Source organism: Treponema denticola (assembly GCF_024181605.1).
Taxonomy (GTDB): Bacteria; Spirochaetota; Spirochaetia; order Treponematales; family Treponemataceae; genus Treponema_B; species Treponema_B denticola_B.
The window spans coordinates 2094613-2107513 of record NZ_CP054477.1 but is presented as its reverse complement, the minus strand read 5'-3'; the positions used below and the strand labels follow the sequence as shown (position 1 = coordinate 2107513).

The 12901-nt window shown below is 37.9% G+C and carries 11 protein-coding genes and 1 tRNA gene; 10 read left to right on the top strand and 2 right to left on the bottom strand.

Features of this window, described 5'->3' with window-relative positions:
- Positions 1-15 precede the first annotated feature (15 nt).
- Positions 16-1134 carry a protein-glutamate methylesterase/protein-glutamine glutaminase gene (locus E4N80_RS09815; protein WP_253699056.1) on the top strand — a complete coding sequence of 373 codons (1119 nt, stop codon included), beginning with the start codon at positions 16-18 and terminating at the stop codon, positions 1132-1134.
- A 58-nt stretch (positions 1135-1192) separates the two neighbouring features.
- Here E4N80_RS09815 and E4N80_RS09810 read toward each other — a convergent pair whose 3' ends face one another.
- On the bottom strand, positions 1193-1681 hold the full coding sequence (locus E4N80_RS09810; RefSeq protein WP_253699055.1) for a hypothetical protein: 489 nt from the start codon (positions 1679-1681) through the stop codon (positions 1193-1195).
- A 112-nt stretch (positions 1682-1793) separates the two neighbouring features.
- Between E4N80_RS09810 and E4N80_RS09805 the strand changes: the two genes are divergently transcribed.
- A tRNA-Ala gene (locus tag E4N80_RS09805) sits at positions 1794-1866 on the top strand.
- Positions 1867-1905: 39 nt separating this feature from the next.
- Positions 1906-2940, top strand: a complete 1035-nt coding sequence (locus tag E4N80_RS09800; protein WP_253699054.1) for a PTS sugar transporter subunit IIC — start codon at positions 1906-1908, stop codon at positions 2938-2940.
- 125 nt (positions 2941-3065) lie between these two features.
- Here E4N80_RS09800 and E4N80_RS09795 read toward each other — a convergent pair whose 3' ends face one another.
- On the bottom strand, positions 3066-5138 hold the full coding sequence (locus tag E4N80_RS09795; protein ID WP_253699053.1) for a sodium-translocating pyrophosphatase: 2073 nt from the start codon (positions 5136-5138) through the stop codon (positions 3066-3068).
- Positions 5139-5387: 249 nt separating this feature from the next.
- Between E4N80_RS09795 and E4N80_RS09790 the strand changes: the two genes are divergently transcribed.
- The 7 genes from E4N80_RS09790 (at position 5388) to E4N80_RS09760 (ending at position 12805) form a co-directional block, all read left to right on the top strand.
- Complete coding sequence (locus E4N80_RS09790) at positions 5388-6122, top strand: DUF5058 family protein (RefSeq protein WP_253699052.1); 735 nt, start codon at positions 5388-5390, stop codon at positions 6120-6122.
- An 11-nt stretch (positions 6123-6133) separates the two neighbouring features.
- Positions 6134-6805 (top strand): hypothetical protein, encoded by a 672-nt coding sequence (locus E4N80_RS09785; protein ID WP_253699051.1) that lies wholly within the window; start codon positions 6134-6136, stop codon positions 6803-6805.
- 11 nt (positions 6806-6816) lie between these two features.
- Positions 6817-7989, top strand: a complete 1173-nt coding sequence (locus E4N80_RS09780; protein WP_253699050.1) for a M20 metallopeptidase family protein — start codon at positions 6817-6819, stop codon at positions 7987-7989.
- A 144-nt stretch (positions 7990-8133) separates the two neighbouring features.
- The gene (locus E4N80_RS09775; RefSeq protein WP_253699049.1) at positions 8134-8832 is read left to right on the top strand and encodes a response regulator transcription factor; all 699 of its coding nucleotides are present in this window, start codon (positions 8134-8136) and stop codon (positions 8830-8832) included.
- Positions 8810-9889 (top strand): sensor histidine kinase, encoded by a 1080-nt coding sequence (locus E4N80_RS09770; protein WP_253699048.1) that lies wholly within the window; start codon positions 8810-8812, stop codon positions 9887-9889. Before E4N80_RS09775 ends, E4N80_RS09770 begins: the two co-directional genes overlap by 23 nt.
- 80 nt (positions 9890-9969) lie before the next feature.
- Entirely contained in the window at positions 9970-10731 is a 762-nt protein-coding gene (locus E4N80_RS09765; protein ID WP_253699047.1) for an ABC transporter ATP-binding protein, read from the top strand.
- A gap of 28 nt (positions 10732-10759) precedes the next feature.
- On the top strand, positions 10760-12805 hold the full coding sequence (locus tag E4N80_RS09760) for an FtsX-like permease family protein (RefSeq protein ID WP_253699046.1): 2046 nt from the start codon (positions 10760-10762) through the stop codon (positions 12803-12805).
- Positions 12806-12901: the final 96 nt, after the last annotated feature.

Genomic DNA, 12901 nt, shown 5'->3' with positions numbered 1-12901 from the left:
CTAAAGGAGTTGTTTATGGAAGATATTCGTGTTTTAATAGTGGATGATTCTGCATTGATGAGGAACCTTATAGGGAAGATTGTTGATGCTACTCCGGGTCTAAAAATAGCCGATAAGGCTATGAACGGCCGTTTTGCTCTTCAAAAACTTGACCGTGTGGCTCCGGATGTTATCGTTTTAGACTTGGAAATGCCTGAAATGAACGGTATCGAATTTTTAAGAGAGTTAAAAAAGCAAAATATAAAGATTCCTGTAGTAATTTTGTCCAGTATTGCAAAAGAAGGTGCAAAAATTACTATGGATTGTTTAGAACTTGGAGCTTGCGATTTTATTACAAAGCCTTCCGGTTCGGAATCTGCCAATCTTAATACGGTTTCAGAAACTCTTTCCAAAATGTTGCTTGCTTACGGACGCCGTCATCAAATTGAGACAGGTACAAGAAGTACAGATACGGCGAAACCTTTCTCTGAGCCATTTAAGAGTTCTATCCTCAACCCTATGACAGCTGCTGAGCCTCAAAAAGAAGAAAAACCTAAACCTCAAAGAGAACATGGAAATATTCAGATTATTGCTATAGGTATTTCGACCGGAGGACCGAATGCTTTACGCCAAGTTTTTGCGTCCATCGATAAAGAGCTTCCGCAGCCGATAGTTGTGGTTCAGCACATGCCTCCCGGGTTTACAAAGGAATTTGCTTCCAGTTTGGACAAAATCTGTCCTCTTGAAGTAAAAGAAGCGGAAGACGGCGATCTTATAAAGCCCGGCCGTATTCTTATCGCTCCCGGCGGAAAACATCTGGTTGTAGAAAAACGATCTCTTGCCGCAGTTGCAAAGGTTATAGATACGGAGCCTCAAAGCGGCCATAAGCCCAGTGTCGATGTTCTGTTTGGATCTGTTGCAAAGGAATACCAAAACCATGCCCTCGGAATAATCATGACCGGTATGGGAAAGGATGGTGCCGAGAATATCACAAAGCTTTACACCGAAGGTTCCCGTACCATAGGACAAGATGAAGCTTCTTCAGTTGTATACGGTATGCCTCGGGTTGCATGGGAAATGGGCGGAGTTATGGAACAGGTAGGCCTTGATAATATGGCTGTTGCCATAAACCGTTACGGAAAGGAATTTGCTTAAAAATTAATAAAAAAACCGTCCGGAAGGACGGTTTTTTTTGTCAGAGCTAAAAGCTATCTTACAGTCTTATAAACCGAAGCAAAAGTTCGCCCTCTTTAGAATAAAATTTTATTTCATTTTTACTTATTTCAATCCTGCCGGTATTTATTAAATTTCTTTCAAAAGAGGAATCAAAGGATTTTCCTATTTTATTTGAAGGGTCTATAAGTTTTTTTCCGGTTATTTGAAATTTAAAAGAACTGTCTTTTTTATATTTCCATGTTCCTTCATAGTTTGTTATACCTGTTGTGGCTTGAAACTTTCCGTTATAAAAAAAATTAATACGGGAGCTTGTCAAATTTGCATCAAGCTGTACATAAAGTCCGTTTTCAAAATAGCAGCCTGCCAAGCGCCAAACTCTTTCTGTAAGGTATTCATCGAAAGGAACCGAAATACTGTCTTGTTCTTTTAATGTTTTTTTGCTATTAGCTGCATTAAATGTTTCACATGATAAGGTAAAGATAAGAAAAATCGTAATAAGGAATAAAAAATATAGATTTTTTTTCATAACTATTATTCTACGTAAAAAATTTGAAAAAAGCAAGATACCTGATTGCTTTTTTTTTTCATTTGATGTAACATCATGGGACGTTGTTTGTGAGAATCTTATTTACAGCCTTGGGGAATTAGCTCAGTTGGTAGAGCGATTGGTTCGCAATCAATAGGTCGTGGGTTCGATCCCCATATTCTCCACTATTTTTTTTCGTTAAATATTTTCCGGGAGCATTTTAAATGAACAACTCTTTTAAAAACTTTTTGGCTAAAAAGAATATCGAAATATCAGCTAAGCGTTATTTTATTGATGCTATGAGTGCGATGGCCATGGGGCTTTTTTCTTCGCTTTTGGTAGGTACGATTTTAAACAGTATCGGCCTTAAACTTAATATTCCTTTTTTGACCGAAACAGTCTGGCCGATTTGCCGAGATATGACGGGGGCCGCAATAGGCATAGCCATAGCCCATTCTTTAAAAGCCCACACCTTTGTGCTTTTTTCGGCAACGATAGTAGGCTTTGCAGGAAACAAGCTTGGCGGGCCTGTAGGTGCATTTATCGCAACGATAATCAGTACCGAGCTGGGAAAGGCCGTCTCCCGCGAAACAAAGATTGATCTTATCGTTACTCCTATGGTAACTATTATTTCCGGTACTATAATTGCGGCCTTGGTAGGGCCGGGAATGTCCTCATTTATGACATGGCTCGGAAAAATCATTATGGAAGCTACTGCCCTCCAGCCGTTTTGGATGGGAGTTACGGTTTCGGTGTTGGTCGGTGTCATTCTTACCCTGCCTATAAGCAGTGCCGCCATCTGTATGATGCTTTCTCTTGCAGGGCTTGCAGGAGGGGCTGCAACTGTAGGCTGTGCCGCTCAAATGATAGGCTTCGCGGTTATGAGTTATCGGGATAACGGCCTTGGAGGAAGTTTTGCCGTAGGCATAGGAACAAGTATGCTCCACATGCCAAATATTATCAAAAATCCTAAGATATGGATACCGCCGACCTTGACGGCTGCTGTTTTAGGCCCCTTGGCTACTATCATTTTTAAAATGGAAAACATACCCCTCGGTTCAGGAATGGGAACCTGCGGCCTTGTCGGTCAAATAGGAACTATTACGGCCATGGACTCTATAGGGAGGGGAGGTGTGAACACATATTTTGCTATTCTTCTTTTACACTTTATCCTGCCGGCTATTTTAGCATTATTTTTTACCTTTATTTTAAGAAAAATAAATTGGATTAAGGATGGAGATTTAAAGCTGGATCTTTAAAAGCGTGTTTGTAGAATAAATTTTACGGGAGAAATCAACAACACTGATAAAAAAAAGACGGTCTTAAAAAATAAGGCCGTCTTTTTTGTACTTATCGGATTTCCGTTTACCGGAAATTCAATAACTTATCCCCAGTATATTTTTAACATCGGGGCTATAACCAATGAAACCATTGACATAAGCTTAATCAATATATTGATGGAGGGGCCGGAAGTGTCTTTGAAGGGGTCGCCTACAGTATCGCCTACAACAGCGGCCTTGTGAGAAAGTGAGCCTTTTCCGCCTGCGATTCCGCCTTCAATCATCTTCTTTGCATTATCCCATGCACCGCCTGCATTGGACATAAAGACTGCCAATACAACGCCGGATACAGTTACACCTGTCAAAAGGCCGATTAACATTGCAGGGCCTCCTGCAAAGCCTACTAATATAGGTGTTACTATTGCAGCAATACCGGGTATGACCATTTCTTTTAAAGCGGCCTGAGTACTGATGTCTACACATCTCTTATAATCGGGCTTTTCGGTATTTTCCAAGATGCCTGGGTGCTGCCTAAACTGGCTGCGGACCTCTTCGATCATCTTGTGGGCAGCCTTTCCTACTGCCGACATTGTTAGGGCCGAGAACAAGAAGGGAAAAACGCCTCCCAAGAGAACGCCTACAAGAACATTGATATTTGTAATATCTACGCTTGCTACACCGGCCTGCTCTTTGAATGAAGTAAAGAGGATAATGGCTGTTAAGGCAGCTGATCCGATAGCAAAACCCTTACCGATAGCGGCTGTTGTATTTCCTACAGCATCGAGGCTGTCTGTAATATTGCGGACATCTTTGGGGAAGTTTGCCATCTCTGCAAGACCTCCTGCATTGTCGGCTATTGGGCCGTAAGCGTCAACTGCAAGCTGAATTCCTAAGGTTACCAACATACCTACAGCAGCTATACCTACGCCGTAAAGGCCTGCAAGCATAAAGCTTGAAAAGATTGAAGCTCCGATTAAAATCATAACGGGGAAAGCACTTCTCATACCTACGGCTAAACCTGAAATAATCGTGGTTGCAGCTCCTGTTTCGCAAGCATCTACGATTCCCTTAACAGGCTTTTTTCCTGTACCTGTGTAGAATTCGGTAATGATACCGATTAAAACGCCTGCGGCAAGACCTATTACCGTAGAAGCGAAGACGTGTAAATAACCTTGAGTTCCGTTAAATGTTTCGGTTCCCATAACAAATTTTACGGTAAAGAAAACGAAAATTGTTGCAATGATAGCTGCGCCGAAGGTTCCAGTATTGAGGGCCTTTTGAGGGTTTGAACCCGGTTTTGCTTTTACAAAGAATGTTCCGATTAAGGAAGCTGCAAGACCTACAACCGAAATGAGCAGAGGTAAAAGCATCATCCTCAATTTTAAAGAAGAATCCGGAGTGTTTACGATTAGACCTAAAATCATGGCTCCTACCAATGAGCCTACAAAGGACTCAAAGAGGTCGGCTCCCATTCCTGCAACGTCACCTACGTTATCTCCTACGTTGTCTGCGATAGTAGCAGGGTTTCGGGGGTCATCTTCGGGGATACCTGCTTCAACCTTTCCTACAAGGTCGGCTCCTACGTCGGCAGCCTTTGTGTAAATACCGCCGCCTACACGTGAGAATAGTGCAATAGAGGATGCTCCCAGTGAAAAAGCTGTAGCCAGAGGTAAAATAATATCTTTGAGTACGTTTTCCGTAGTTCCCAATATTGAAGTAGAGAGAATAAGAACGATAAAAAGACCTATAAAGGCAAGTCCTACAACGCTCATTCCCATAACGCTTCCGCCTGAAAAAGCGACTTTCAAAGCTCCGTTTAGGCCATGATCCTTAGCAGCCTGTGTTGTGCGTGAGTTGGCCTGTGTTGCAACACGCATACCTATATAACCGGCTGACATTGAAGCAAGAGCACCAAGCAAGAATGAAAGAGATTGGAACTTCAAAGCTCCTTTATTTCCTATCGCTAGAAAAACTGCAACTATGGCAATGAAAGGAAGAAGAGTTATATATTCCCTTCTTAAAAAAGCCATAGCCCCATCGGCTATATGGCCTCCGATTTCTTTTAAAGCCTGATCTGAAACCTTTTGTTTATAGATCCACAAGGTTCTTACAAGTGCATAAGCTAGGGCAACAATCCCGCCTCCGAGCACAGCATACAATGCGAGTGAAATACTCATTTTTTCCTCCTGTTGTGTTGTACAACTTGAAATAGATTATACGGTTTTTCCGTCATAATGTCTTTAAACTTAGCATATTTTTGGGAGTTTTTCAAGTGGTGGAATTTATTTAATAAAATGGGTTTTTATGCTGCGCAAGGTTATTTTAAAATTATTTTATTTTTTTACATTTTTGCTTGGACAAATTTAAGAAAGCATGTTAGACTATTTATTATAGGTTTATTACAAAACAAAATTTAGGAGGAATCTATGGACAATTATTTGAATGTTGCGAACTCTTGGGTTTTATGGCTTGCAGCTTTTCCGTTATTGATTGCGGTGTTGTTTCAAGCTGTAATTTTTAGCAAAAAAGCAAAGGATGCGGCTAAAATCGTAGGCTTAAGTGATGCCGATGTGCGGAAGTCTTTCCGTATCGGTATGACCTCGTCTATCGGTCCAGTTTTGGGCGTTTTTATCGTAATGCTGGGCTTAATGTCGGTAATAGGCGGCCCCCTTGCATGGATGCGCCTTTCTATCATAGGCGCGGCATCAACGGAGCTTGCGGCGGCACAGATGGCAGCTCAAGCCCAAGGCATTGATTTATCAAGTCCGGATTACGGCTTAATAAATTTTGCAAATGCAACATGGGTCATGGCACTAAACGGAAGTGCATGGCTTTTTGTGACGGGTCTATTCTCCGATAAAATGAATATTTTATCAAATAAAATATCACGCGGTGATCCTGCAAAACTTGCTATTTTAATGGTTACGGCAATGAGCGGAGCCTTCGGCTTTTTATGCAGTAATGAAATAACAAAAGCACTTCGATCGGTAAAAGGAAAAAATTATCCGGCTGTTGCTGCTGCCGTATCTGCAGCTCTTCTAATGGTTGTATTTGAAAAACTCGGTAACAAATATCCTAAATTAAAAGAATACAGTTTAGGAATAGTTATGATTCTTGCAATGGTAATTGCAATGGTATTTAAAGACTTAATTTTAAAATAAGGAGAAGCTAAATGAGTGACGAATTATATGAAAAAACTTTTACAAAACCGATTATAAGGTATGGGAGATTGACAAACCTATTATCCTTGGTTCTTTGCTTTCTGCCTTCCATTGTTGTTTGGACAGTTTATGGAGTAAAGCCGTCAACACAGGATATATTGACAGGCTGGGGCTTGGCAGCATCCGTATATGCAATCTATTCTATTGTTGAACCTGTCAGCTATTTCCCCATACTTGGCTTGCCCGGAACTTATATGTCTTTTCTTTCCGGTAATATCGGAAATGTACGCTTGCCTACTTCGGCCGTTACGCAAGAAGCTGTCGGTGTAGAACCCGGCACAAAGAAAGCTGAAATAGTTTCTACTCTAGGAATTGCAGGCTCGATAGTTACCAATCTTATAATTGTAACTATTGCCGCTGTAGGAGGAGCTGCCTTAATGAACATCTTCCCCAAAAAAGTGTTGGAAGCCTTTGCCTATGTTTCACCTACAATCTTCGGTGCTATGTTCGGAATGTTTGCCGTTAAAAACATAAAATACGGCATATTTGCTTTTATCTTGGCCATGTCTTTATTAAACATTATCAAAATACCGGTATATATAATGATTCCGGCCTGTGTATTCGGAACGGTAGCTTTCGGTTTTTTAACTTATAGAAAACCTAAGCCTAAAGAAGAAACTTAAGGGAGGAAAAAGTGGATATATTAAAAAAAGTAAAAGAGATAGAAAAAGACATAATTTCTTGGCGCCGCCATTTGCATCAAAATCCTGAGGTTGGCTTTGAGCTTCCTAATACAATAGATTTTGTATGTAAAAAATTGGATGAGTTTGGAATTGAGTATGATAGAAATGCGGCAAAAAGTGCCGTTATAGGTTATATTCACGGTGCAGAAAAAGGAGATGTTATCGCTCTGCGTGCAGACATGGATGCCCTTCCTGTTTGTGAAGCTACGGGGCTTGAGTTTGCTTCTAAGAATTCCTTTATGCATGCTTGCGGTCATGATGCTCATACTTCAATATTGCTTGGGACTGCAAAGGTATTAAACGATTTAAAAGACAATTTTAAAGGAACCGTTAAGCTTATCTTCCAGCCTGCGGAAGAACTGGGAACAGGCTCTGTAGACATTTGTGAAAAAGGAATCCTTGATGATGTAAAAGAAATCCTGGGACTCCATGTAGGCTGTATAAGCGATGAAGTAAAGTCCGGAGAATTCCTTTTTTCAAAGGGCTCGATGATGGCCTGTATGGATAAATTTTCAATTAAGGTTAAGGGTGTAGGAGCTCACGGAGCTTATCCTTCTCTTTCAGTAGACCCCGTTGTAATCGGCTCTCATATAGTTGTCGCCATACAGGAAATCTTAGGCCGCGAGGTACATCCAACGGAACCGGCTGTAATAACGGTTGGGCAATTCCATTCAGGTTCGGCATTCAATATAATTCCGCCTGAAGCCTATCTTGAGGGAACAGTACGGGCCGTAACAAATGAAACGAGGGAATTGATCGCAAAACGAATTGAAGAAGTTGCCTCCAATATTGCAAAGGCTTTTAGGGGTTCAATTGAATATCAATTCTTTAGACAGCCGCCGCCTCTTATAAACGATTCGAAGGTTACGGATAAGGTTATGGAAGTTGCCAAAGAACTTTTCCCGAATGATGTTAAGCTTATGCAGCGTCCTGTTATGGGAGGAGAAGATTTTGCATGGTACTTAGAAAAAGTTCCGGGTTCATTTATCTTCTTGGCAACACCTTCACCTATTGAAGGAAAAGTTTGGCCTCACCACAATCCCAAATTTGCCTTAGATGAATCGCAATTTTACAGAGGAGCAGCGCTCTTTGCAGCTTATGTAATGAAGGAACTTGGTAAATAATTTTAGACCGACTTAAGGTTTATAAATTTATTAAAAATCAAATTCCTAAAGCCGGTCTTAAACTTTGATGTTTAGGGCGGCTTTTTATATTTGCATTAAATATCCTAATATGTTATACTGGTTTTTATAATTCGGAATAAAAAAATGAAACAGCTTATAAAAATTTTGATTGTAGAAGATGATAAAACAATAGCCTCGGTCTTAAAAAAGAATTTGGAGCAATGGGACTTTAATGTACGCTGTGCAAAAAATTTCACCAATATCTTAGAGGAGTTTGAAGACTATAAACCCTCTCTGGTCTTAATGGATATAGGGCTTCCGGCATTTAACGGTTATCATTGGTGTTCCGAAATCAGGAATAAGTCTCAAGTCCCTATTATCTTTTTATCTTCCCGTAACGATAAGATGGATATTGTAATGGCTATGCAAATGGGAGGCGATGATTATATCGAAAAACCCTTTGATATGGATATAGCCATTGCAAAGATACAGGCCGTTATCAGGCGGACATACCAATTTACCGCTTCAATGAATGAAGTCGGTTTTGCGGGGACCGTTTTAAATTTGAGCACGCTCACTCTTGTGTATAATAATAAGACGACCTTATTGACTGCAAATGAAATTAAAATTTTAAAATGCCTTTATCTGGCTCAAGGCGAATTTGTTTCGAGAGAAAAAATTATGGATGTGCTGTGGCAAAATAATCAGTTTGTGGACGATAATACTCTTTCGGTAAATATAACCCGCTTACGCAAAAAGCTGGAAAATGCCGGTCTTTTTAATTTTATCGAAAACAAAAAAGGTTTGGGGTATAAACTAAATGAACATCACGGAAACAGGTAAGTTAAAATTAAGCATAATTATAAAAAGTTTTTTTAAAGATAATTTTTTATTTATATTTGTTCCGTTTCTTTTAATCCTCTTACAAGTGCTTATCTTATATTTAAGCAATGCCGAAATGGGGCTCGTATCTTATATAAGCTTATTAAGTGTTTCCATTTTGATTATCTTCTTTATATTAAAATTTATTTTTTACTATCGTAAAATAAAAAACTATTTTGACCTTGTAGAACAATATGAAGTAAATTCGGAAAGTTCATTTTTTGATAATGAAGAGTTTGAAAACAGGCTTGACCTTTCTTTATCGCAAATTATTTCATTAAAAAAGATAAAAAAAATAATCTTGGAAAGAGAAGCCTCTATTTATAATAACCGAAAAATGCTTACCGATCAAAACGATTATTTTTCTCTTTGGATTCATCAAATAAAAACTCCTATTACTTCTATAAATATTTTATTGCAAAATATGAATTCCTCAAAAGATGAAATATTTGAAATAAAAAGAGCTCTTTTAAGTATAGATAATTATACCCAAATGGCATTACATTATTTAAAGCTCCAAAGACCGGATAGGGATTTGGACTTTATTAAGTTTAATTTAAATGAAGTTTTGCAAAATATCTTCCGTAAATACAGAAGTATTTTTATTTATAAAAATATAGAGCTTAATTATAAACCTTGTGATCTAAACATTATAAGCGATCAAGTTCTTTTTGAATTGATGATTGAACAGATAATTTCCAACAGCCTAAAATATTGCGGCATAGACGGCAAAAGAGGAATTTTAAGCATCTCTATTGAAAATCAAAATCCTTCAGTCCTTATAATTGAAGACAATGGAATCGGAATAAGCCCTTCAGACCTACCTAAAATCTTCGATAAGGGATATTCCGGTTTAAACGGCCGTCTCAGCGAAAAAGCTACAGGCCTCGGCCTCTACCTTGCTCGGGAAATATCCGAAAGACTCGGCTGCACTCTTACAATAAACTCTCGTCAAGGTGAATGGACTAGGGCAGAGGTTAAACTCGGAACGGAAACCTCAATCCTTACAAAAATGTAAGTCAAAAAATCAAAATGTAAGGTTCCGTCAATGCAGGACTTTTAATTTTTTGATAAAATTGTTTAAGTTGGAGGCGTTTTATGGAAACATTGCTTGATGTTAAAAATGTTCAAAAAATTTACAGATCCCGATTTTCAAAACAGGGAACGGTTGCCTTGCGCGATGTAAGTTTTTCGGTAAAGAAAAATGAATTTACGGCTATTATGGGAGAATCCGGTTCGGGTAAAACGACCTTGCTTAATTTACTTGCAACCTTGGATAAACCTTCTTCCGGTGAGATATTTTTAAAAGGAGAACCCATATCAAAAATAAAGGGTAAGGATATTTCGGCTTTTAGGCGTAATAAATTAGGCTTTGTGTTTCAAGATTATAATCTCTTGGATCAGTTTTCCGTAAAGGATAATATATTGCTTCCTCTCGTGCTCTCAAATTATCCCATTGATGAGATGAATAAAAGACTTCTTCCTCTTGCTGAAGTCTTGAGGATTTCAAGCCTTCTCGAAAAATATCCTTATGAGATTTCAGGCGGGCAATGTCAAAGGGCCGCTGCTGCAAGGGCCTTTATTACAAAACCGCAACTCATCTTGGCCGATGAACCTACAGGCGCCCTTGATTCAAAATCCTCGGATATGCTTTTAGAAACTTTTTCTCAAATGAATGAGGCCGGGCAGACTATCATAATGGTAACCCATAGTGCACGGGCGGCTAGTTATGCAAAGCGTGTTTTGTTTTTACGTGACGGAAATATTTATTACGAAATATACAAAGGCGATATGGGACAGGCTCTATTCAGAGAAAGAATCAACGAAGGCCTTTTTATGATGAACAGAATGGATTCGTAAAAGGAATAAGGTACAGAGAGGAAACTTTATGAAACTTAATTTTTATTTTCAGCTTGCCAAAAAAAATATTTTGACGGGAGCAAAAACCTATATCCCCTACATTTTTGCCTGCTCACTTTCGATAATGATGTTCTCGATTATGTATACGCTTTCAAAAGAAGCCTTTAGTCAAAATTCAGCCGGTTTAATTACCTTGATGAATTTCGGTGTGATAATAGTAGGTTTCTTTTCAATGATTTTTATCTTTTACGGAAATAAATTTTTGATTAAAAACAGAGTAAAAGAAATAGGACTTTATACCGTTTTAGGGCTCGAAAAAAAGCATATTGCAGGTGTTTTATTTTTTGAATTCCTAGCCTGTTATTTTTTGAGTTTATTCTTCGGAGCAATCGGCTCTGCTCTTTTCGGAAAATTATGCTTTTTAATATTGTTTAAGGTAAGCGGTATTCCTTCAAAAATAAATTACAGTCTTTCTTTTAGCTTTTTAAAACCTGCGAGTATCGTATTCTTGTGTTTTTTTACAATAAATTATCTTTATAATTTAAAGAAGATAAGCCTTTTAAATTCTATTCAGCTTTTAACCGAATCAAAGAGCGGGGAAAAAAGATCGAAATATTTACGCTTAAAGACATTTCTTGCTATTCTTTTTATCGGAAGCGGTTATACTCTTTCAGTTTTAAGTCTTAATCCCATAGCTGCCTTAAAAACATTTTTACCTGCCGTTCTGCTTGTGATTGCCGGCACCTTTTTCTTTTTTGAAAGTATTACTATTTTTATTTTAAATAAAATGAAAAAACGCAAATCCTATTACAGGCCTGCAAAATTTATTTCCGTTTCTGGAATGATTTATAGGATGGGACAGCATGCAAAGGGTTTGGCAAGTATTTGTATTTTGCTTACGATGATCTTACTTACTCTAGCTTCAGTAACAAGTATTTATATGGTAAGCGAGAAAATCATATCAAAGGCTTTTATACGAAATCATCAATTGAATAGGCTCTTTAAAAAAGACAATATAGAATTACAAAATAAAGAGAACTTACTTGCAGACATAAAAGAGATAGGCTTAAAGTATAATATGGAAACAAATGATTTTTTATATGTAAGATATTTTTATGGAATTTCAAATATAAACGATAATGCTCTTTATGAAAATGATGATTCATATTTTTCCCGCAACAATGTTCAGATTATGTTGTGCAGTTTTGAAGATTTTAAAAATATTTTCCCTAATGAACTCTATAAAAAATTATTGACGGATGCTGCAAGTATGAGTGATGATGAGTTTTTTATTTTTTCTAATAAGAAGATTGACTATAAAAAGCCATTACAAATAGGGCAAAAAGAATTTAAACTAAAAAAACTTGAAAGCGAATTTATTTCTATAATGAATAACTCGCCTTATATTCCGTATTCTCCCTTTCCTTATATAAATCTGATAGCTAAAAATTCTGAAAATCTTGAGCTTATTAAAAATGAATTAAACGCATTAAAAGAAAATGCAAGGGCTCGGTTTAAAAACAAAAAACTGCTTGCACTTGAAGAATCATTGTTTTGGAATACTTCCGCCGATAATCTTAAAACTATCCCTCCAAACTACATTCAAGACATAAAAAAATTGGCAAAGTCTTCGGACGCAGGTTTTTTTTATGATAATAAATTTCAGTCTTATAAAGACAGAAGAGAATTTGACGGAAGCTTTTTATTTTTAGGAGGCTTTTTAAGTCTTATGTTTTTAATATGGCTCATCCTAATTATGTACTTCAAACAGATTGCTGAAGGTGTAGAAGATAGAAAACGCTATCAAATAATGCTAAAAATAGGAATGGACTCTTCTTTAATCAAAAAAGCTTCACACGCCCAGCTTGTCTGGCTCTTTGTGCTGCCTGTTTTGGTTTCTATAGTCCACTGCTTTTTTGCTTCTCCCTTGTTCAGTCGCCTCCTATTGGTCTTCGGCCTTTTTAACACGGCAGTCTTTTTTGCCGCCCTGCTTTTAACCGGAGGCTTTACCCTGATTTTATATTTGCTTTTTTATAAGATTACTTTAAATAAGTATAATAAAATTATCAATTAAAAAATCAACAACCCCGACGCAATCGTCGGGGTATGTTGTTCTCATAAGGTGGTTGCAGTCGGCTTTAATACCCTTCGTTACGACGCAAGCGTCGGG